Raw genomic sequence first — 20,307 nt, 5'->3', positions numbered from 1 at the left:
CAACACTTACGAAAAGAACGAAACGTTATCATTTTTTCATATAACAAACGGCAAGTCCCTCACCTTATAGTGAGAGACTCCCCTTTTCATTATAAACTAAAATCTATATTACGCATTTCGTGCAATAATTGCTACCCAATCTTCCATTCGTAATACTTCTTCAATTGTAAATCCAGCTTTTTCTAGCGCTTCAGAAATTATCTTTTCCTTCGCTGCAATAATGCCCGATGTAATAAATAATCCGTCCGACTTCACAACTCTTGCTGCATCTTCAGGGAATAAAAGAATAATTTCCGCTAATAAATTAGCTACGATTAAATCAACAGGACCTTCAATACCTTCTAAAAGACTATTTTGTCCCACAGACACGATATCATCTGTTTTATTTAAACGTACATTCATTTCTGCACTTTCCACTGCAACCGGATCTAAATCATACGCTTGAACAGAAGACGCACCTAATTTTGCCGCTGCAATACTAAGTACACCAGAACCTGTTCCTACATCAATGACAGTATCACCTGGCTGAACTGTTTTTTCTAAAGCACGAATACACATCGTTGTTGTCGGATGAGTTCCTGTCCCAAACGCCATACCTGGATCTAATTCAATAATTTTTTCTTCCGGAGAAGCTGGTGTATATTCTTCCCACGTCGGCACAATTGTGAATGTATCAGAAATTTGTACTGGATGGTAATATTTTTTCCAAGCAGTAGCCCAATCTTCTTCATTGACTTCGTTAACGGTAATATTTCCAGTACCAATTTCGATGTCGTAAGATGGAAGCATATCAATAGATGATTTTACACCCGCAATCGTTTCCTGTAAAGAATCCGTTTGTGGGAAATATGCTTTTATTAATACACCTTCCGCCGGATATTCACCTGGGTTCAATGCATAAATTTCACCATATTGTTGCTCGCGCTCTTTCGTCAACTCCGCTGGATCCTCAATCGCAACTCCACTAGCACCAGCTTCATGTAAAATATGAGAGACAGCTTCTACTGCTTCTTCTGTTGTATGAATACTAACTTCTGACCATTTCACAATTTACCAACTCCATTTTTCATTTCCATTATTCCCCTTTGAAAGCACGTTTAAGCTTTCCAAATAAACTATCATCCTGCTCTTCTTGTCCCGCAAATTCACGTAATAAATCTTTTTGATGTGAAGTTAATTTCGTCGGTACAACAACACGAACGACTACATATTGATCTCCTTGACCGTATCCACGTACGTTCGGAGCACCTTTTCCTTTTAAGCGGAATTCTGTTCCTGTTTGTGTTCCTGCTGGAATTTTCAGCTTCACTTTCCCATGTACAGTAGGAACTTCCACTTCAGCACCAAGTGCCATTTGCGCAAATGTTAATGGCATTTCACAAATAATGTGATCTCCTTCACGCTCAAAGAATTCATGATTTCTCACATGAACAACAACATATAAATCTCCTGCCGGTCCGCCATTTACGCCCGCTTCGCCTTTTCCAGATACACGAATTTGTTGACCATTATCGATACCTGCCGGAATCTTAACGTTGATTTTTTTACGTTTACGTACTTTACCAGAACCGTGACATGTCGTACATTTTTCTTTAATCATTTGACCAGTTCCTGAACAATGACCACAAGCTTGACGGTTTACGATACGACCAAATGGTGTATTTTGTTCTACACTTACTTGCCCTGATCCTGAACAATGTTTACATGTTTCTTTTGAAGTTCCTGGTTTCGCTCCGCTACCTTTACAAGTATCACATGGATCTTCTACTGGAATCTCAACATTTAATTCTTTACCAAAAATAGCTTCCTCAAACTCTAAAGTAACTTGATATTGTAAGTCAGCACCTTGACGTGGAGCATTTGGATCACGACGTCTACCACCGCCGCCGCCAAAGAACGAACTAAAGATATCTTCGAAACCGAAGCCACCGCCGAAGTCTCCTCCGCCGCCAAAGCCACCGAAACCTTGATTTGCACCAGCATGACCAAATTGATCATATTGCGCGCGCTTTTGATCGTCGCTTAATACTTCGTATGCTTCTTGTACTTCTTTAAACTTTTCAATTGCATTTTCTTCTTTACTTACGTCTGGATGATATTTTTTAGCCAAACGACGATACGCTTTTTTTATTTCATCTTTTGAAGCACCCTGGCTAAGTCCAAGGACCTCATAATAGTCTCGTTTACTCATAAATTTACAACCCCCGAATCTTTCACATAAACGTAATTTTAACACCGAAAGAAAGTGCTTTGCAACAAAGTTTCCTCACTTACAGTATGCAAAGTAAAAAACTTAAGAACCTCACACTTTTCTTTTCATTCGTGAAAAAAGCCAAAGTCAAGGCACGCTTGACTTTGACTTTTTGTCATCTTACTTATTTATATTACTTATCTTCTTTTACTTCTTCAAACTCAGCGTCTACTACATTGTCTTTCTTCGCGCCAGCATCTTGTGCTCCTTGTGCACCTTCCGCTTGCCCTGCAGCTGCTTGAGCTTGCTCGTATAATTTAACAGTTAATTGTTGTACGATTTCTTGTAAAGCGTCTTTTTTCGCACGGATTTCCTCAAGCTCGTTCTTCTCGATCGCAGCTTGTAATGCTTCTTTCGCTTCTGTTGCTTTTGCAACTTCAGCCGCATCCACTTTACCTTCTAAATCTTTTACAACTTTATCCGTTTGGAATACAAGTTGGTCAGCTTCGTTACGAAGTTCAACTTCTTCCTTACGTTTTTGGTCAGCGTCAGCATTTGCTTCTGCTTCTTGTACCATACGATCTACTTCTTCATCAGAAAGACCTGAAGAAGATTGGATTGTAATAGTTTGCTCTTTGCTTGTTCCTAAGTCTTTTGCACGTACGTTAACGATACCGTTCGCATCAATATCGAATGTTACTTCGATTTGTGGAATACCACGTGGTGCTGGTGGAAGGTCTGTTAATTGGAAACGACCTAATGTTTTGTTGTCAGCTGACATTGGACGCTCACCTTGTAATACGTGAATGTCTACTGCCGGTTGGTTATCAGCAGCTGTTGAGAATACTTGTGACTTACTTGTTGGAATTGTAGTGTTACGCTCGATTAATTTCGTGAACACACCACCCATAGTTTCAATACCTAAAGAAAGTGGAGTTACGTCTAATAATAGTACGCCTTCTACATCACCAGTAAGTACGCCACCTTGAACTGCAGCACCTAATGCTACAACTTCATCAGGGTTTACACCTTTATATGGTTCTTTACCAGTTTCACGTTTAATAGCTTCTTGTACAGCTGGGATACGAGTAGATCCACCAACAAGGATAACTTTATCTAATTCGCTTGGAGCAAAACCAGCGTCTTTTAATGCACGACGAGTTGGCTCTAACGTTCTTTCAACAAGACCTGCTGAAATCTCTTCGAATTTCGCTCTTGTTAACGTTAATTCTAAGTGTAATGGACCAGCAGCTCCAGCACTAATGAATGGTAATGAAATTTGTGTTTGTGTTACGCCAGAAAGATCTTTTTTCGCTTTTTCAGCTGCATCTTTCAAACGTTGAAGTGCCATTTTATCTTGGCTTAAATCAATGTTATTTTCTTTTTTGAACTCAGCTACTAAGTGGTCAATAATAACTTGGTCAAAGTCATCTCCACCAAGACGGTTGTCACCAGCAGTTGAAATAACTTCAAATGTTCCATCTGCTAACTCAAGGATAGATACGTCAAATGTACCGCCACCTAAGTCATATACTAAGATTTTTTGCTCTTCATCTTGTTTTTCTAAACCGTAAGCAAGCGCTGCTGCTGTTGGTTCGTTAATGATACGCTCAACTTCTAAACCAGCGATACGACCAGCATCTTTTGTTGCTTGACGTTCTGCATCGTTGAAGTATGCAGGTACTGTAATAACAGCTTTCGTTACTGTTTCACCTAAGTATGCTTCAGCAGAAGCTTTTAAGTTTTGTAAAATGATTGCAGAAATTTCTTGAGGTGTATAATCTTTACCTTCAACTTCTACTTTGTAGTCTGTACCCATATGACGTTTAACAGACATGATTGTATTTGGGTTTGTAATTGCTTGACGCTTTGCAACTTCCCCAACTTGACGCTCTTCATTTTTGAAAGCTACAACAGAAGGTGTTGTACGGTTTCCTTCTGGATTTGGGATAACCTTCGGTTCTCCACCTTCCATAACAGCTACACAAGAGTTTGTTGTACCTAAGTCAATACCGATAATTTTACTCATGGCGAATCCTCCTACTTTTATGTAAATTATTGATTTACTTTTACCATTGATGGGCGAATCACGCGGTCTTTTAGTTTATAACCTTTTTGGAATTCTTCAACTACCGCGTTCGATTCAAATTCACTATCTTCCACTTGCATAATAGCTTGGTGTTCATTAGGATCAAACTGTTTACCAACAGCTTCAATCGCTTCAACACCTTCTTTAGTCAACGCTTCTAGCAATTGACGATGCACCATTTCCATACCTTGTAACAAGGATTTCGTTTGCTCATCAGTCGCTTCCACTTGCATCGCTCTTTCAAAATTATCAAGAGCTGGCAAAATATCTGAAACTAGACTTTGTGCTCTATATTTTTCAGCAGCCTGTTTATCCATTTGGACACGACGCTTATAATTTTCAAAATCAGCTTGTAGACGTAATGTGCGACCTTCCGTTTCCGTTAGCTTCGCTTGTAACTCATCTACTTTTTCTTGTAAAAGAGCAGCCTCACTTTTTTCTTCTACAGTTTTTTCACTGTTTTCTGTCGTGACAGCTTCTTCAACTTGCGCTTCTTTTACTTCTTCTACCACTTGTTCGTTACGCTCTTCCACAATATTCACCTCCTTAAAAGGTATTAGGTATTATGCTGAACACAATTACCTAAGCATTATATATTACACACAGCAATGAAAATTTCATTACTTGAGCGAATGTATTACTCTCATTTACTTTTTAAGTCCATCAGTAAATTGTCTCGTAAATAACTGTAACAAACTAATTACCCGAGAGTATTGCATTCTTGTCGGACCTAAAATAGCAATTGTTCCAAGCTGTTCTTCTCCAATCGAATATGTTGCAGAAATTAAACTACAATCTTCCATGGCCGTCGCAGAGTTTTCCCTACCAATGTTCACTTGAATACCTACTTGTTTATGACGCAAAATGTCATAAAACTCGGCTTCATTATCAATCATCGTCAGCAAGGATCTTACTTTGTGAATGTCATGGAACTCTGGTTGCGAAAGCATATTTGCTTTGCCTCCAAAGTATATCTTTTCCGATAAAGGAACTTGAAATGTACCATCTAACATTTTTATTGCACTATCGTAATTATGAACATATCCACGTAAAACTGTAACAATCTCTTTAAAGATTTTGTTATGCAGTTCTGCCATCGGTACACCCGACAGCTTTTCATTTAAAATATTAACCATTTTTTCTAAATCTGATAAATCAACAGATTCCGGAACGGTAATCGTTTTGCTTTGTACATGCCCTGTATCCGTTACAATAATAGCGACTGCAGTTTGACGATCAAGCGGTACAATTTGTACGTTTTTAAGTTTATTTGTGCTTAACTTCGGTCCAAGAACAATGGCCGTATAATTCGTAAGCTCTGATAAAATTTGAGCCGATTGCTGTGCAATCTTTTCCGCTTCAAAAATTCTTTCAGCAAATAAATCTTTAATTTGTACAATTTCATCGTTCGGTAAGTTTTGCGGCGCTAAAAGATGGTCTACATAAAAACGATATCCTTTTTCAGAAGGAACACGTCCTGAAGAACTATGCGTTTTCTCAATAAATCCTAGTTCCTCTAAATCAGCCATTTCATTTCGAATAGTAGCTGAACTAAACGTAATTTCATCTTTCTTAGCCAACGTCCTCGACCCAACAGGTTGCGCTGATCCAATAAAGTCATCAATAATTGTTTGTAAAATTAAGAGCTGACGTTCCGTAAGCATCTCATCATCACCTCTGTTAGCACTCTTTGTCTTCGAGTGCTAAATCTATTAATAACTTACCAAAATTGACATTCAATTGTCAACGGAAACGTCACGAAATAATGAAACTTTTTCACGTTTATGGAACATTTAATTAGTCAATCAAAAATGATTGGAATACTTCATTCCCTAATAATTTTCCTTTTCGCGTTAAACGAACATATCCATCTTTCTCTTCAAGCAATCCTTGTTCTTGATTTTTTTGCAACTGCTTCGCGAAAACTTGATTCATCTCCATATTAAATTTCTTTTGAAACAATATTTTAGATACACCTTGTGTTTTTCGAAGTCCTAAGAACAACTCTTCTTCCATTCTTTCTTTCTCCGTCACCGCGTGAACATCTAAATATGGAAATCCAGTTTCATCAATTTTATTGAAATATTGCTTGAGCGGCCCTACATTTTGGATACGTTCTCCATTTACATAACTGTGCGCTCCAGCTCCAAATCCATAATACTCTTCATTATTCCAGTATGTGAGATTGTGTCTACTTTCATTATCACCTTTTGAGAAATTGCTAATTTCATACTGAGTATAGCCGTGTTTCTCCATTTCATCCATTACCATTTCATACATTTTCGCTTCATGATCTTCACCTGGAAGTCTTAATTTCCCTTTATTCATTAAGTTATAAAACACAGTTTTCGGTTCCACAATTAATGAATATGCCGAGAAATGTTGTACACCAAGCGTAAAAGCAATGTCTAATGTTTCTTTTACATCTTCTATCGTCTGCCCTGGCAGAGCATAAATAATATCTACATTTATATTTTTAAAGCCCACTTCCTGCGCTTCTCTAATTGCTACAAACGCATCTTCCCTCGTATGCTTACGCCCAATTTTCTCAAGCAACTCATCCCGAAATGTTTGCACACCAAAACTAATTCGGTTCACTCCACCTTCTAGCAATACATTTAACTTCTCTTTCGGTAAATCACCTGGATTCGCTTCAAATGTTAATTCACAATTTGGAGCAAACGGACGTAAGCGACGGTTTATAATATCTAGTAACTTTTTTGTCTGTTCCATATTTAAAGCTGTCGGAGTTCCTCCACCAACAAAAATCGTTTTCATACTATCAAACGGTACTTTTTGAACTGTATTTATTATTTCTTTCTCTAAATACTCTAAATATTGATCGACCGGTTGGCGTTCAATAAACACTTTATTAAAATCACAATAGTGACAAATATGCTGACAAAATGGAATATGAATATATGCAGCTTGCACCAAATATAACTCCTACCTTTCTAAAAAGAAAACCTCCGCACTCCGGAGGAATCTTCACTTCTCTAACGTATTACGAATTTGTTCCATTCGCATTTTTCCCCAATCATACATCATTTCAACGATCGGTAAAAGCGACATGCCTAATTCCGTCATATAATACTCTACTCGCGGAGGAATTTCTGGGTATACTGTTCGGTCAACAATCCCATCTTCCATTAACTCTTTTAATTGGTTCGACAAAACTTTATGAGAAATGCTTGGGAATAATCGTTGTAATTCACTAAAACGATGAGGCCCTTCCACACCAAGATGCCACAGTATCACAACTTTCCACTTCCCGCTAATAATAGAAAGCGTCAATTCCTTTTCACAATTAAAATTGCCATTTTGTATTTTCTCGTGAATATCTTTTCGAATATTTTCGGACATTAATAGTCTCCTAACTCTATATCAATCATTCATAAATATAGCCACCTCACTATTGTAAATGAGAGAAGCTACGTTGTCTAAAAAGTAATTATACATAAAAAAGAAGCCGTATAAACGACTTCTTTTTTTATCTCAATTCGTACGAAATAACAATCAATTATTAGTTGTCATCCATTTTCAGTACAGCCATGAATGCTTCTTGCGGTACTTCTACAGAACCAACAGACTTCATACGTTTTTTACCTTCTTTTTGCTTATCAAGAAGTTTACGCTTACGAGAAATGTCACCACCATAACATTTCGCAAGTACGTTTTTACGCATCGCCTTAATTGTAGAACGTGCTACAACCTTGTTTCCGATAGTCGCCTGAATTGGTACTTCGAACTGTTGTCTTGGAATTAATTCTTTTAATTTCTCTACGATTACTTTACCACGGTCATATGCTGAATCACGGTGTACGATAAATGATAGAGCATCGACTTGTTCGTTATTTAAAAGAATATCCATTTTCACAAGTTTCGATGGTTTGTAACCAATTAACTCGTAGTCAAACGATGCATATCCTTTCGTATTTGATTTCAACTGATCGAAGAAGTCATATACGATTTCTGATAACGGAATTTCGTATGTTAGTGTAACACGTGTTTCATCTAAATATTGCATATCAATAAACGTTCCACGTTTACCTTGGCAAATTTCCATTACAGCTCCCACATAGTCATTCGGAACCATAATTGAAGCCTTCACAAACGGCTCCTCTACACGATCGATAGACTGTGGATCTGGCATATTAGATGGATTATCAACAATAACATCTTCACCGTTTGTTAAATAAACTTTATAAATAACGCTTGGTGCTGTTGTAATTAAATCGATTTTAAATTCACGTTCAATACGTTCTTGAATGATTTCCATGTGAAGAAGTCCTAAGAAGCCACAACGGAAACCAAATCCTAGCGCTTGAGATGTTTCTGGTTCAAACTCAAGAGCAGAATCATTTAACTCTAATTTTTCTAACGCATCACGTAAGTCGTTGTAACGGGCAGAATCAATTGGATATAAACCACAGAATACCATCGGGTTTAACTTACGATACCCTGCTAACGCCTCTGCAGCCGGACGTTTCGCATGTGTAATCGTATCACCTACGCGTGTATCACCTACGTTTTTAATAGATGCCGCTAAGAAACCTACATCACCTACTGTTAACTCGTCACGTTGCGTTGTTTTCGGTGTAAACACACCTACTTCTGTTACTTCAAATTCTTTTCCAGTTGCCATCATACGTACTTTATCGCCAACTTTTACCGTTCCATTTACAACACGGATATATGCAATTACACCGCGGTACGGGTCATATAAAGAATCGAAAATCATACATTGTAAAGGCTCTTCTGAATCCCCCGTTGGAGCCGGTACCTTTTCAACGATTTGTTCTAAAATATCTTCAATACCAATACCAGCTTTCGCTGAAGCAAGTACAGCTTCCGATGCATCTAAACCAATTACATCTTCTACCTCTTGACGTACACGCTCTGGGTCCGCACTTGGTAAGTCGATTTTATTAATAACTGGTAATATTTCCAAATTATTATCAAGCGCTAAATATACGTTCGCTAATGTTTGCGCCTCAATCCCTTGTGCTGCATCCACAACAAGAATTGCACCTTCACAAGCCGCTAAACTACGAGATACTTCGTACGTAAAGTCGACATGTCCTGGTGTATCAATTAAGTGAAGAATATATTCTTCGCCGTCTTTCGCTTTATACGTTAGTTGTACTGCATTTAATTTAATTGTAATACCGCGCTCACGCTCTAAATCCATAGAGTCAAGCAATTGAGCTTTCATTTCACGTTGTGTTAACGCGTTTGTTTTCTCTAAAATACGGTCTGCTAACGTTGATTTTCCGTGGTCAATATGAGCAATGATAGAGAAATTACGGATTTTGGACTGTCTTTTTGCTCTTTCTTCTTTGTTCATCTATGTTCTCAACTCCTAATAGTCTCGCCAATATACACTAGCACTGATTATATCAATAGAGCAGCAAAGATTCAATGAAAACTCGTGCTGCTTACAATACAAATCATTCTATCTATATCTTATGCGAACAAACCATAAGAGACAAACCTTTTTCAAATTTAAAAACGGCTGTCGTACAAAATGGTAAGACAACCGTTCTTCCTGCTACCCTTAACTAAAAATATCTCTCACTTTCCCAACAACTATATCCGTTCCAAACTTTGTTACTTCATAAGTAGCACTTGCTATTGCCATACCAATTCCTTCTACAACATTAAAGCTTTTTAAGCTTTCTAATTGTTTTTGTTTTTCAGTAACGGAAAACGAACTTCCCAAAATTTCTGATTCAGCACCCGCACCCTCTGTTCCTGTCATATGAGCTATTTGTTCATACGACATTTGCTGATAACCTTTCATACTTTTCAAACCATGATTAGCAAGTGCCACCCCTGCTATTATCATAAGTAAACATAAGGCCGCACTACATATACATAAAAGCGAAAAACGGCTTAAACGATTATCGTCTCTTCCCATCAATGTGTATATGCTCCTGTATTATCTTGGTCAATTTGATGATGCAAGGCTGCATTTAAACCACTCGCTATTACATTTGCCATATCTTCTATGAAAGCATCCACTTCTTTCGGAGTCACCATTAAATTATGGCCAAGAGGAGATAACACTTCATAAATTAATTTTCTCTTCTCTTCATCTTCCAGTGTACCTACAGCACCTAAAAACATATTCCGACTCTTGTCATCCGGCATATCTTCTTCTGTTAATTTTTTCTTTTCTCCAAATGTAAAACCGGCTGGCAACAAAGAACGGGAAGGTTTGTTTCCTTCTTTCATCTCCCGTCCAAAATGTTTCAAAATAAAATCAATTGTATCGCTTGTAATCGAAACTGCATCAACCACAGTCGGGACACCAATCGCGATAACAGGAATACCCAATGTTTCTTTACTGAGTTCCTTACGCTTATTCCCAACACCCGATCCAGGATGAATTCCCGTATCAGAAATTTGTATCGTACTATTTACTCGTTCAATAGAGCGGGCAGCTAATGCATCAATTGCAATGACAAAGTCTGGCTTCGTCTTCTCAATGATTCCATAAATGACATCGCTCGTTTCGATTCCTGTAATTCCCATTACTCCCGGCCGAATTGCACTAACAGGCCTAAACCCTTCTTCTACACTTTCAGGCTGCAATTGAAACAAATGTCTCGTTACCAATACATTTTCTACAACGATCGGTCCAAGCGCATCTGGCGTTACATTCCAATTCCCAAGACCAACAATTAAACAACTCGCTTCTTTCGTAACGCCAACCTCTTCTAAGAAATAAGAAAATTCTTTTGCAAAAATGCGCTCTACTTTTTGTTGCAGTTCCGTATCTTGTTGACGTATGCCTTGTACTTCAAGCGTTAAATAACTTCCAGGTTTTTTACCCATCGATTCAGAGGCAATTTCATCAATCGTTACTTTTGTAATGGTAATACCTTCTTCTTCCCTCTCTTTTACAATAACTCCTTGTATCCCTTTTTGCTCTTCTTGACTCTCTTGCAGCATTTCATGTGCCTCTACAGCAAGGTCCGTTCTAACACTATATTTACTTAAATCTAATGGTTCTTTCATCGTATCTCCTCCGTAATTCATAGTAAATATCGTTAGATTTCCCAAAGTTATATAAGGTCATTCTTTCCTTTACGTGAAATTTCATTGATATACTATTGCAATTCTCTTCACCGTTTGATAGAATATCACTTGTTCTATGTTAAGAATCGAGTCATTCGATTGCACCAGGGAGGTGAAAAGTATGGCAAACATCAAATCTGCTATCAAACGCGCTAAACTTAGCGAAGAGCGTCGTTCACATAACGCTTCTATCAAGTCTGACATGCGTTCTGCTGTTAAAACTGTAGAAGCTTTAGTTACTAATAACGATCTTGAAAATGCTAAAGAAGCTTTCAAAACTGCTTCTAAAAAACTTGACAAAGCAGCTCGTAAAGGTCTTATCCACCAAAACGCTGCAGCTCGTCAAAAATCTCGCTTAGCGAAACAAGTAAACGCGTAAGGCGTTTAAAAAACGATCCATTTGGATCGTTTTTTTATATACAAAAAGTTCACGTGCTTAGCACGTGAACTTTTTGTTTCATCACATATGATTTAACCGCATTAAGAAAAACTCAAGTACAAGTTTCTTATCCATTTTTCCAGTCTTCATACTATAATCAGCTTCCGCTAATTCTATAATCACTTTTTTTAATTCTTCAAAAGAGAAAAACTTCGTTTGATTCATCGCTAACTTTACACGATATGGATGCACACCAATATGAGACGCAATTTGATTTTGTCCATAACCACGCTGCTGTAACTCTTTCACTTGATAGAGCAAGCGGAATTGACTTACTAATAACGCAAGCAGTTTAATGGGTTCCTCTTGCTGCGTAAATAATCCATCCAAAATTTGCATCGCACCCGCGATATCTTTTTTTACCACTTTTTCTGTCAAAGCAAACACATTTTGTTCAACCGATTTTGGCACAAGCTCCGCAACAAGTTTCGGTGTAATCTCTCCGCCCATACCGACGTATAACGTTAACTTGTCCATTTCCTTCGCCAACATCGTTACATTACTTCCCACAAGCTCTAACAACAAACTAACAGCTGCATTATCTATATGCACATGCACTTCATCTGCACGAGCAACAATCCACTTCTGAACATCCTGCACTTGCATCGCATTCGCTTCTACTAAGTCCGCTGTTTTCTTTAATAGTTTTGTAATTTTTTTTCGTTCATCAAGTTTTTCGTAAGGCGCAACAAAAACAAGAATAGAAAATGGAGAAGGCTCCCCAATATATTCTTCTAAAATTTTTATATTTTGCTCTAATTTTTCTTTTTGTGAAGTTAAAAATAGTGGTGATTTTATTACTATCACTTTACGTTCCCCGAAAAAAGGAAGTGTACGTGCATCCTCAACCACATCTTCTAAATACGCTTCTTCTAAATCATATGTCACAACATTAAACTCGCGATCTTCCTCTTCAAGCGCTTCTGTTGTAATAAGCTTTATCGTTTCATTTATAAAAAACGCTTCCGTTCCATACAGTAAATACAACGGCGCAAACTGCTTCTTTTTAATCTTTTTATGTATATCACTCATACTTTTTCCTACTCCCTAACTTGGCAATATATATTTATACTAATGCCCTAGCTTTCGTTTTACAAGTACAAAGGAACAGGCTTTATGACCCGTTCCTTTATTTATATTAAACGCCACGCAATAAGCCCCGGGTTTCTTATTGGTGTGCGGTAATCACCTTCCCTTTATTATTCACAATAAAAATTCAAGTATAAGTGCCAACTGTTAACATGCTTGGAAACAAAAAACTCACGTTCCTTAACGATTTAAAAGTAGTAAAAACGCTCGATTTCTCTTCATATGGAAATTGTAGATTTTTTTCTGACAATATTTTATACTAAAGTGGAATGTTGGGGAGGGATTCTAAATGAATGATTTTGAACAAAACGTTCAAAGTAAACGCAATGACGCTATTGATTCAGGGGTAGGATTTATCGTCTCATTTGGTTTTTTCGCAACACTTTTCATCATTGCAACTGTTATTAAATTTATCGGTTCTTAAAGACTGCTGCTTACTGGCAGTCTTCTTTTTTATCTATTATGTGTTTCATCATATGTGATTTTGCTACGAAAGGTTCCGTGTTCCACTTTAAAAACATAGGAAATAGCGCCTTGCTTATCCGTACGCCATATTTCAATCCCCATCTTCTCTAAACGCTCTATCACCTCCTTATGAGGATGCCCATACCTATTACGCTCACCGACAGAAATAATCGCTACATCAGGCTGTACAGCGCTCAAAAAAGGCACTATAGATGACGTATTACTCCCATGATGAGCAACCTTTAAAACATCCGCCCGTAAATCTGGATACGTAGCTATTAAAAATTTCTCTCCTTCTTCTTCTAAATCACCTGTAAACAGCCACGTTACCCCTCCTAAATTTGCCCATATTACAATTGAAGCGTTATTTTCACTCCTCGCTTTTCCTGTTGGAGCTAACACAAAAAATTCCGCTTCATTTACGCTCCAACTCTCTCCTTCTCCCACTTCACTTATTTTCACTTCCTTTTCTAATGCCTGTTTCTTTAATACTTTTTCTAATACCGCATCTTGTTCTTTTCGGCCAAATACAACTTCTTTTACGGTTATATTTGATAATAACTCTTGCGCAGCACCTATATGATCCGCATCTCCATGCGTTACGATTAATTTATCGATTGTTTTAATCCCTTCCTTTTGTAAATAAGGGATTAAAATATCATTTCCAACAGAAAATTCATGCTTTTTCCGTTGCCATTCTTCCTTATTTGCACGCATTGTTCCACCAGTATCAATGAGGTAAGTCTCTTTATCGTACGGGAGGCGAATTAAAATTGCGTCTCCCTGTCCAACATCAAGAAATGTAACACTCCCACTTTCTCTAAAATACGGATATACATAATGACATGTACAAACAAAAAGAAATATACCCGAAGCTACGAACATAATTTTCTTCGACACCCGCCTTTCCCAAACCATCAATATACTAACAATACTCGCGTAATATAGAGCTACAAGAAATATAGGTGTTTGCCCGAAAACAAGGCGGATAAACGGTAAATTTTCACAATAACTTAGAAAATCATTAGAAAGATTCAAACCTATTGATAGTACATTCGCAAGTCCTTTTGCAAGAAACGGGACGATCGGTATACATACCAAAACGATAATACTACCCGGCAATACAATAAGAGATAAAAACGGAACGTATAGGATATTAAGAAAAATACTATATGGAGAAAAATAACCGAAGTGATATAACAAAATCGGAGTACTAACGAGTTGTGAAATAAAAGAAATATAAATGGAATTTCGGATTACTCCATTACTACTATCTAGTAAAAGCGGGGCTGACAAAAGCAAGGCGAAACTACCAACGAACGAAAACTGAAAGCCAATATTAAAAACAAGATACGGATCAAATATAAGCATGCATATAGCTGTAACGCTTAAAGCATCTAAGCTAGATAAACGAATAGAACATATGAAAGCAATCAACATCAAAACTCCTGTTATAGAAGCTCTTATAACAGACGGTGATGCTCCTGCTAAAATCATATATAGAGGAATACAAAAGATAAGACATACTGTCGCTACCTCCCTCGTTACACCACTTCTTAGCAAAACAAAATACACAATCACCATTAACAATACGATATGCGATCCTGAAATCGCCAACAAATGTACAAGACCAAATTGCTGATATTGCTCTTCAACTTCAAATGTCATTTGTTGTCTATCACCGAATACTAATGCATTCATAAAAGCACCTGATTGCGCTGGAAACATTTCTGTAACGCCCGAGATTGCTTGCTGTCTCAAAAGAAGAATCCATTGCACGAGTGACAACGAAGTTTTTTGGCATTCAGAAATATATGTAGCCTCCAATATGAAATGAATATTTTGCTTATGCAAATAATCACGATAATTAAAACCATGAAAATTCCGAGCTATTGGTGGTTCTTTCCTCTCACCTTCGAATACACATGATACTCCTGCATGTAATTGTCGCAGTTGTTTCTTTTCCAAGGCCGATTTAATTTTGTAACTTAACTGCACTATATTTTTATTCTGATCTTCAACTTGAAATGTTAGGCGATCCCCGTTAATAAGAGGTGTATTTTGTATTAATCCCCTTGTAACTTCGTAAGATTCTCCTAGAGGCTTGTTTTGCCCTTGAATATACGTAGTGTACATAGCGCCACTAAAACACGCTAACATACAAAAAAAGAAGGTTTTACGCGAAGCACGGTATAAACAATAGAAAACATACAAAACGAGACAACAAGTCAGCAATAAAACTGAAGTGGAAAAGGCAATTGCAATCCCTATGATAAACGAGATTGCAACATAGCCCCATTGTCCATACAACTCATACTCACTCCTTATAGCATCATTTTTGCTTTCGTGAATACATGCTGTAATTCTTCCATTGATAAGTTTTCTTTTTCTAAAGATGCAAATAGTTCTTTTAACTCCATATGACGCTTTTGATCCTCTAATGCTGCAATATTATATTCTAGCGGAACGTGTTTCACTGTTACATTCGCTTTTTCAAATAACTCTACGGCATATGGATGATTTTTATAATCCTGCGCATAATAAACTGCTGTAATACCACTTTGAATAATCGCCTTACAGCATTGTAAACAAGGGAAATGCGTAACATAAATTTCCGCTTCCTCCGTTTTCACACCGAATTTTGCACACTGTAATAAAGCATTCATTTCTGCGTGAATTGTACGAACACAATGATTATCAATAACGTAGCATCCATCATCTATACAATGTACGCCACCTTTAATTGAACCATTATATCCACCAGCAATAATTCGTTTATCACGAACGATTGTCGCTCCTACTGCAAGCCTTGTACATGTACTACGTAAAGATAGCAGATGGCTTTGCGTCATAAAATATTGATCCCATGAAATTCGTTCCATATTTTTCACCTACTTTTTTGTCTACTTGTAGTGTAGCGAATGAAGAAAAACTTCGTCAATCTTTTACGGAATAATAATTTGATCTTTTATTTTTTCCAATGACTTCACACCGATCCCATCAATCTCTAACAAATCTTCTATTTTCTGAAAAGGACCATGTTCTTCTCGATATTTCAAAATACTTTCTGCTTTCCGAGAACCAATGCCTGTAATTTTTTCAAGTTGTTCTTTAGAAGCTGCATTTATTTGAACTTTCCCCTCCCCCTTTGCAATAGCAGCTACCTCTTGCACTTGTTCGTTTTCATTCGGTACATAAAGGATCATTTGGTCTTGTACCATTTGTGCTAAATTTACCTTCTTCCTATCTGCCTCGGGTAAAAAACCACCTGCCTTTTCAATAGCATCCTTGACCCGGTCCCCTTCTTTCATTTCATACACCCCCTCTTTAACAACAGCACCTTTCATATCAATTACAATTATTTTTTTCTGCTGCTTTGTATCCGATATTTTCGGTTTACTTTTCTTCTCTAGCTCTTTCGCTTGAACATCCGTTGCAATGACCGTTCGCTCTGTATGCTGGTTCGTTTTCCAAAAAAGAAGAAAAAATACAGTTCCAATAATAGCTACTAATCCTAACCATTTCTTTGGAAAATCCCACATCATTTTACACCTCTAATCATAAATTTATAACATCATTCATATTGTTTAGGAGAAAGCTGTTACGAAGGAGGGATGAAACATTGAACATAGGAATTATAGGGACAGGGAACATGGGGAATATACTAATCGACGCATTTTTAGAAACCCGTGCTGTCAAACCTTCGTGCCTTACAATCATTAATCGAACGCCCGCCAAAGCATATCATATAAAGGAAAAATACCCTTCTGTTCATATAGCCAAAACTATCGATGAGGTAATCGAACGATCACATCTTATTTTTATTTGCGTAAAGCCGATAGATATATACCCGATCCTACAAAAATACGCTGAACATTTTTCTGATGAAAAGTGCTTAGTTTCTATCACAAGTCCAATATCTCCGTCACAATTAGAGACGCTTGTACCTTGCCACATTGCACGTATCATTCCGAGCATTACAAACCGCGCCCTGTCTGGCGCATCACTATTTACATTTGGAAGTAAATGCTCTGAAGAGTGGCAACAAAAGCTATTTCGCCTATTCAAAAACATTTCTACTCCTCTTATGATAGAAGAAGATATAACGCGCGTTTCATCTGATATAGCAAGCTGCGGCCCTGCATTCTTTAGTTATTTATTACAATGTTTCATTAACGCTGCTGTAGATAAAACAAATATTACACATGAAGAAGCCACTACTTTAGTAAGTGAAATGGTCGTTGGAATGGGGAAACTACTTGAAAAAGAGATTTTCACATTGCCTACTTTACAAGAAAAAGTATGTGTTAAAGGCGGCGTTACAGGAGAAGGCATTCGTGTTTTAGAAGAACATGTTGGGGATATGTTTCATAAATTAATTGAGCGGACACATGAGAAATTTGATGAAGATTTAAAATGCGTCGATCAACAATTCAATAAACACACATAATAAATACGTCATCGTCATTCCAAATCCTTTTTATAAATACTTACTTTTTTACATTACATTTTCACTTAAACTAGCATTTTCACACTTCACGTATATCATCTTCCTATTATGCTAGAACTAAAATTACAACTTCTTTATAAAACAAAAGCAACCTTCTCGGTTGCTTTTGTTTTATGCGTTTTTCTTCGCCATGAAGAAAATACGCTCTGTTTGTTCTGTAACTTCAAGTCGCTCAAAGTCACCAGTCACACGAAGCACTGTAAAACCAGCTTCTTCAAGCCATTTCGTTAACTCTTCAACCTGATATGCACGTTGCACGTGACATTCGTCAAAACGATGGTACACATCTTCTTCTGGGTCTTGAACAAAGAATGTTAAATCATGTTCTACACTATTTGATTCTTCACCAGGGAAGCAATTCCAAATAAGAGATATTTCTTCTCCATTCACTGTGTATGTTTCATTTTGAAATACATGATGTATTTTATATAAAGAATGTACATCAAATAAAAACAAACCATCTTGACGTAAATGGTGAAACACTCTTCGAAATGTTTCTTGCACTCCATCTTCTTGCAATACATAATTTAATGAATCACAAAAGATCGTTACACAGTCAAACTCACCTGGAACATCAAGCTCTCGCATGTCTTGTTGGTAAAAAGGAATAAAGTATCCTTCTCCGCCTAGTTTTTGCTGAGCGACCGTTAACATCTCTTCTGAAAGATCGACACCGATTAAATCGTAACCCTTTTGTACAAGCGGAAGTGTTACATTACCAGTACCGCATGCTACATCAAGAATCTTCGCCTCTTTCATATCCGCTTGCTGTAAACTTTCCTCTGTGAATTCCACCCATTTATCATAAGGAACATCATTCATTAGTTCGTCGTACAACAATGCAAATTGTTCGTATTTCATTGGTCTAGCTCGTCTGTAATATCCTCACGTGGCACATCGCCCCAAAGACGCTCTAAATTATAGTGATTACGCTCATCTTTATGGAATACATGAGCAACTACATCTCCAAGGTCAACTAGTACCCAGCGTGCTTCGTCAAAACCTTCCATACGTTGTACGTCGATTTCAAACTCATGTGCTTTTGATTTAATTTCACGCGCAATTGCTTGCACTTGCTTATCTGAGTTACCGTGACAAATAATGAAATAATCTGCAATTGGTGAAATACCTTGCATATTTAGGACAACCATATCTTCTGCTCTCTTATCATCAGCCGCTTTTGCTGCTAATACTAATAAATCTTTATCTTTCATTTACTAATTTCCTCCTTGATAACTGCGTTGTATGTTTGGAATGTTAATGGATAAATCGTTTGATTTTTTTCCATTAAAAATTGAATTGTTCGCTTTAACGCAAATAATAAAGCTTGATTTATATCCGTATATGCGAGTTTACGAGCTTCCTCCACCCCTGGAAACTTTCGCCCAGGCTCAATGTAATCAGCTACATAAATTACTTTATCTAACATCGTCATTTTCTCATGACCACTTGTATGATATGTAATAGCTTGCAGGATTTCAGGATCCGTAATGCCTACTTCTTTTTCTACTAAGTATGCCCCAACAGGTGCATGCCATAACTCTTTGTTATAACAAAGTAAATCTTTCGGCAAATCTTCACTTTTAATAATCTCTTCCATCTCAGAAATCGCTCTACACTTCGCATAATCATGGAATATAGCTGCAACTTCAGCCTTTTTTTCATCCACACCGTATAACTTAGCAAGTTCAATTGCTGTCTCCATTACACCTATTGTGTGTATATAACGTTTTTCATGCATTTGTTGTTTGACAATATGAAGTGCTTTCTCACGATTCATACAACCCATTCCTCTCGATATACACCTGTACTTTTTCAGGAAGTAAATATTTACATGTTCTCTTCTCTTTATATCTCTCACGCAATAAAGATGAAGAAACTGCAAACTCCGGAATTTCCACAGTGGTGATAGGATAAGGCGTACGCAATGTATAACCAGGTCTTGCAACCCCAACAAACGTCACAAGATCGAGTAACGCTTCAATGTTATACCACTTCGGTAAATACTCAACCATATCTCCACCAATAATAAAGTGAAACTGCACATCCGGATACTTCTTCGTCAATTGTAACATAGTGTCATACGTATAAGATGGGCCCTTCCTGCTTAGCTCTTCTAAACAAATAGAAAAATGTTCCTCTGCCTCAGTCGCAAGCTCTAACATTTGTAAGCGATTTTCTACACTTGTAATATTACGCCCTTGTTTATGCGGCGGAATTTGGTTCGGTAAGAACCATACTTCTTCTAAATTCAAAGCGTGATATACTTCATTTGCAATTAGCAAATGCCCATAATGCGGCGGATCAAATGTACCGCCAATGATGCCAATTTTTCTCAAAAGAAACGCCCCTTCCTTTTACCTACAGTAACTCTCTTCATTCCTATCCGAAGAGAGTTACCGTTAATAAAAGTTCAATTGGTTTCGCTCTCTACATCATTA

21 protein-coding genes are annotated in these 20,307 nt (G+C 37.3%); 3 read left to right on the top strand and 18 right to left on the bottom strand.

Annotated elements, in window-relative coordinates; all coding sequences use genetic code 11:
* Positions 1–108: 108 nt before the first annotated feature.
* The 10 genes from prmA to gpr all read right to left on the bottom strand — a co-directional run bounded on the left by prmA (position 109) and on the right by gpr (position 11,303).
* On the bottom strand, positions 109–1,047 hold the full coding sequence (gene prmA / locus MNO09_RS08225; RefSeq protein WP_088107364.1) for a 50S ribosomal protein L11 methyltransferase: 939 nt from the start codon (positions 1,045–1,047) through the stop codon (positions 109–111).
* A gap of 28 nt (positions 1,048–1,075) precedes the next feature.
* Positions 1,076–2,191 carry a molecular chaperone DnaJ gene (dnaJ, locus tag MNO09_RS08220; protein WP_000043953.1) on the bottom strand — a complete coding sequence of 372 codons (1,116 nt, stop codon included), beginning with the start codon at positions 2,189–2,191 and terminating at the stop codon, positions 1,076–1,078.
* Between the two features lie 193 nt (positions 2,192–2,384).
* Positions 2,385–4,220, bottom strand: a complete 1,836-nt coding sequence (gene dnaK / locus MNO09_RS08215) for a chaperone protein DnaK (RefSeq protein ID WP_000034697.1) — start codon at positions 4,218–4,220, stop codon at positions 2,385–2,387.
* A gap of 26 nt (positions 4,221–4,246) precedes the next feature.
* Entirely contained in the window at positions 4,247–4,813 is a 567-nt protein-coding gene (grpE, locus tag MNO09_RS08210; RefSeq protein WP_000392716.1) for a nucleotide exchange factor GrpE, read from the bottom strand.
* 114 nt (positions 4,814–4,927) lie between these two features.
* Positions 4,928–5,944: a heat-inducible transcriptional repressor HrcA gene (gene hrcA, locus MNO09_RS08205; protein ID WP_000954947.1), complete on the bottom strand. Its 1,017-nt coding sequence runs from the start codon at positions 5,942–5,944 to the stop codon at positions 4,928–4,930.
* Between the two features lie 133 nt (positions 5,945–6,077).
* Positions 6,078–7,217 (bottom strand): radical SAM family heme chaperone HemW, encoded by a 1,140-nt coding sequence (hemW, locus tag MNO09_RS08200; RefSeq protein WP_033657623.1) that lies wholly within the window; start codon positions 7,215–7,217, stop codon positions 6,078–6,080.
* 51 nt (positions 7,218–7,268) lie between these two features.
* Positions 7,269–7,643 carry a winged helix-turn-helix transcriptional regulator gene (locus tag MNO09_RS08195; RefSeq protein WP_001293536.1) on the bottom strand — a complete coding sequence of 125 codons (375 nt, stop codon included), beginning with the start codon at positions 7,641–7,643 and terminating at the stop codon, positions 7,269–7,271.
* Positions 7,644–7,803: 160 nt separating this feature from the next.
* Positions 7,804–9,627 carry an elongation factor 4 gene (gene lepA / locus MNO09_RS08190; RefSeq protein ID WP_001030960.1) on the bottom strand — a complete coding sequence of 608 codons (1,824 nt, stop codon included), beginning with the start codon at positions 9,625–9,627 and terminating at the stop codon, positions 7,804–7,806.
* A 210-nt stretch (positions 9,628–9,837) separates the two neighbouring features.
* Positions 9,838–10,203 (bottom strand): YqxA family protein, encoded by a 366-nt coding sequence (locus MNO09_RS08185; protein WP_002096303.1) that lies wholly within the window; start codon positions 10,201–10,203, stop codon positions 9,838–9,840.
* The gene (gpr, locus tag MNO09_RS08180; RefSeq protein ID WP_000662624.1) at positions 10,200–11,303 is read right to left on the bottom strand and encodes a GPR endopeptidase; all 1,104 of its coding nucleotides are present in this window, start codon (positions 11,301–11,303) and stop codon (positions 10,200–10,202) included. Before gpr ends, MNO09_RS08185 begins: the two co-directional genes overlap by 4 nt.
* A gap of 181 nt (positions 11,304–11,484) precedes the next feature.
* Here gpr and rpsT point away from each other — a divergent pair, with 181 nt between their 5' ends.
* Positions 11,485–11,742, top strand: coding sequence for a 30S ribosomal protein S20 (gene rpsT / locus MNO09_RS08175; RefSeq protein ID WP_001274014.1), 258 nt, complete (start codon positions 11,485–11,487; stop codon positions 11,740–11,742).
* A gap of 81 nt (positions 11,743–11,823) precedes the next feature.
* Here rpsT and holA read toward each other — a convergent pair whose 3' ends face one another.
* Positions 11,824–12,834, bottom strand: a complete 1,011-nt coding sequence (gene holA / locus MNO09_RS08170; RefSeq protein WP_001279911.1) for a DNA polymerase III subunit delta — start codon at positions 12,832–12,834, stop codon at positions 11,824–11,826.
* A 346-nt stretch (positions 12,835–13,180) separates the two neighbouring features.
* Here holA and MNO09_RS08165 point away from each other — a divergent pair, with 346 nt between their 5' ends.
* Positions 13,181–13,315: a YqzM family protein gene (locus MNO09_RS08165; RefSeq protein WP_000997609.1), complete on the top strand. Its 135-nt coding sequence runs from the start codon at positions 13,181–13,183 to the stop codon at positions 13,313–13,315.
* Positions 13,316–13,344: 29 nt separating this feature from the next.
* Here MNO09_RS08165 and MNO09_RS08160 read toward each other — a convergent pair whose 3' ends face one another.
* From MNO09_RS08160 to MNO09_RS08150, 3 genes are all read right to left on the bottom strand, one after another.
* Complete coding sequence (locus tag MNO09_RS08160; RefSeq protein WP_241950112.1) at positions 13,345–15,666, bottom strand: DNA internalization-related competence protein ComEC/Rec2; 2,322 nt, start codon at positions 15,664–15,666, stop codon at positions 13,345–13,347.
* 14 nt (positions 15,667–15,680) lie between these two features.
* A complete protein-coding gene (locus tag MNO09_RS08155; RefSeq protein WP_000439786.1) occupies positions 15,681–16,238 on the bottom strand; it encodes a ComE operon protein 2 in 558 nt (185 codons plus the stop codon).
* Between the two features lie 63 nt (positions 16,239–16,301).
* Positions 16,302–16,901, bottom strand: a complete 600-nt coding sequence (locus tag MNO09_RS08150; protein WP_000989938.1) for a helix-hairpin-helix domain-containing protein — start codon at positions 16,899–16,901, stop codon at positions 16,302–16,304.
* Positions 16,902–16,978: 77 nt separating this feature from the next.
* Between MNO09_RS08150 and comER the strand changes: the two genes are divergently transcribed.
* Entirely contained in the window at positions 16,979–17,806 is an 828-nt protein-coding gene (gene comER / locus MNO09_RS08145) for a late competence protein ComER (protein WP_001020548.1), read from the top strand.
* Positions 17,807–17,977: 171 nt separating this feature from the next.
* Here comER and MNO09_RS08140 read toward each other — a convergent pair whose 3' ends face one another.
* The 4 genes from MNO09_RS08140 to nadD are packed head-to-tail and all read right to left on the bottom strand — an operon-like array spanning position 17,978 to position 20,205.
* Entirely contained in the window at positions 17,978–18,727 is a 750-nt protein-coding gene (locus MNO09_RS08140; protein WP_000873068.1) for a class I SAM-dependent methyltransferase, read from the bottom strand.
* Positions 18,724–19,080 (bottom strand): ribosome silencing factor, encoded by a 357-nt coding sequence (gene rsfS, locus MNO09_RS08135; protein WP_000653202.1) that lies wholly within the window; start codon positions 19,078–19,080, stop codon positions 18,724–18,726. Before rsfS ends, MNO09_RS08140 begins: the two co-directional genes overlap by 4 nt.
* Positions 19,077–19,646, bottom strand: a complete 570-nt coding sequence (gene yqeK, locus MNO09_RS08130; protein WP_001078363.1) for a bis(5'-nucleosyl)-tetraphosphatase (symmetrical) YqeK — start codon at positions 19,644–19,646, stop codon at positions 19,077–19,079. Before yqeK ends, rsfS begins: the two co-directional genes overlap by 4 nt.
* Complete coding sequence (gene nadD / locus MNO09_RS08125) at positions 19,636–20,205, bottom strand: nicotinate-nucleotide adenylyltransferase (RefSeq protein WP_001226041.1); 570 nt, start codon at positions 20,203–20,205, stop codon at positions 19,636–19,638. The genes yqeK and nadD overlap by 11 nt, the downstream gene beginning before the upstream one ends.
* Between the last annotated feature and the right edge of the window lie 102 nt (positions 20,206–20,307).

The sequence above is a fragment of the Bacillus sp. N5-665 genome, from assembly GCF_022637375.2.
Classification (GTDB): Bacteria; Bacillota; Bacilli; order Bacillales; family Bacillaceae_G; genus Bacillus_A; species Bacillus_A wiedmannii.
Note: the sequence above shows the minus strand (reverse complement) of the source record. Positions and strands in the feature narration are given on the sequence as shown.

Excerpts from the sequence above, each read along its gene's own strand:
- MNO09_RS08150 (WP_000989938.1), bottom strand. The coding sequence starts at position 16,901 with ATGATGTGGGATTTTCCAAAGAAATGGTTAGGATTAGTAGCTATTATT.
- rpsT (WP_001274014.1), top strand. The coding sequence starts at position 11,485 with ATGGCAAACATCAAATCTGCTATCAAACGCGCTAAACTTAGCGAAGAG.
- MNO09_RS08140 (WP_000873068.1), bottom strand. The coding sequence starts at position 18,727 with ATGAAATACGAACAATTTGCATTGTTGTACGACGAACTAATGAATGAT.
- dnaK (WP_000034697.1), bottom strand. The coding sequence starts at position 4,220 with ATGAGTAAAATTATCGGTATTGACTTAGGTACAACAAACTCTTGTGTA.
- rsfS (WP_000653202.1), bottom strand. The coding sequence starts at position 19,080 with ATGAAAGATAAAGATTTATTAGTATTAGCAGCAAAAGCGGCTGATGAT.
- MNO09_RS08195 (WP_001293536.1), bottom strand. The coding sequence starts at position 7,643 with ATGTCCGAAAATATTCGAAAAGATATTCACGAGAAAATACAAAATGGC.
- MNO09_RS08155 (WP_000439786.1), bottom strand. The coding sequence starts at position 16,238 with ATGGAACGAATTTCATGGGATCAATATTTTATGACGCAAAGCCATCTG.
- dnaJ (WP_000043953.1), bottom strand. The coding sequence starts at position 2,191 with ATGAGTAAACGAGACTATTATGAGGTCCTTGGACTTAGCCAGGGTGCT.
- hrcA (WP_000954947.1), bottom strand. The coding sequence starts at position 5,944 with ATGCTTACGGAACGTCAGCTCTTAATTTTACAAACAATTATTGATGAC.
- yqeK (WP_001078363.1), bottom strand. The coding sequence starts at position 19,646 with ATGAATCGTGAGAAAGCACTTCATATTGTCAAACAACAAATGCATGAA.
- MNO09_RS08165 (WP_000997609.1), top strand. The coding sequence starts at position 13,181 with ATGAATGATTTTGAACAAAACGTTCAAAGTAAACGCAATGACGCTATT.
- gpr (WP_000662624.1), bottom strand. The coding sequence starts at position 11,303 with ATGAAAGAACCATTAGATTTAAGTAAATATAGTGTTAGAACGGACCTT.
- holA (WP_001279911.1), bottom strand. The coding sequence starts at position 12,834 with ATGAGTGATATACATAAAAAGATTAAAAAGAAGCAGTTTGCGCCGTTG.
- lepA (WP_001030960.1), bottom strand. The coding sequence starts at position 9,627 with ATGAACAAAGAAGAAAGAGCAAAAAGACAGTCCAAAATCCGTAATTTC.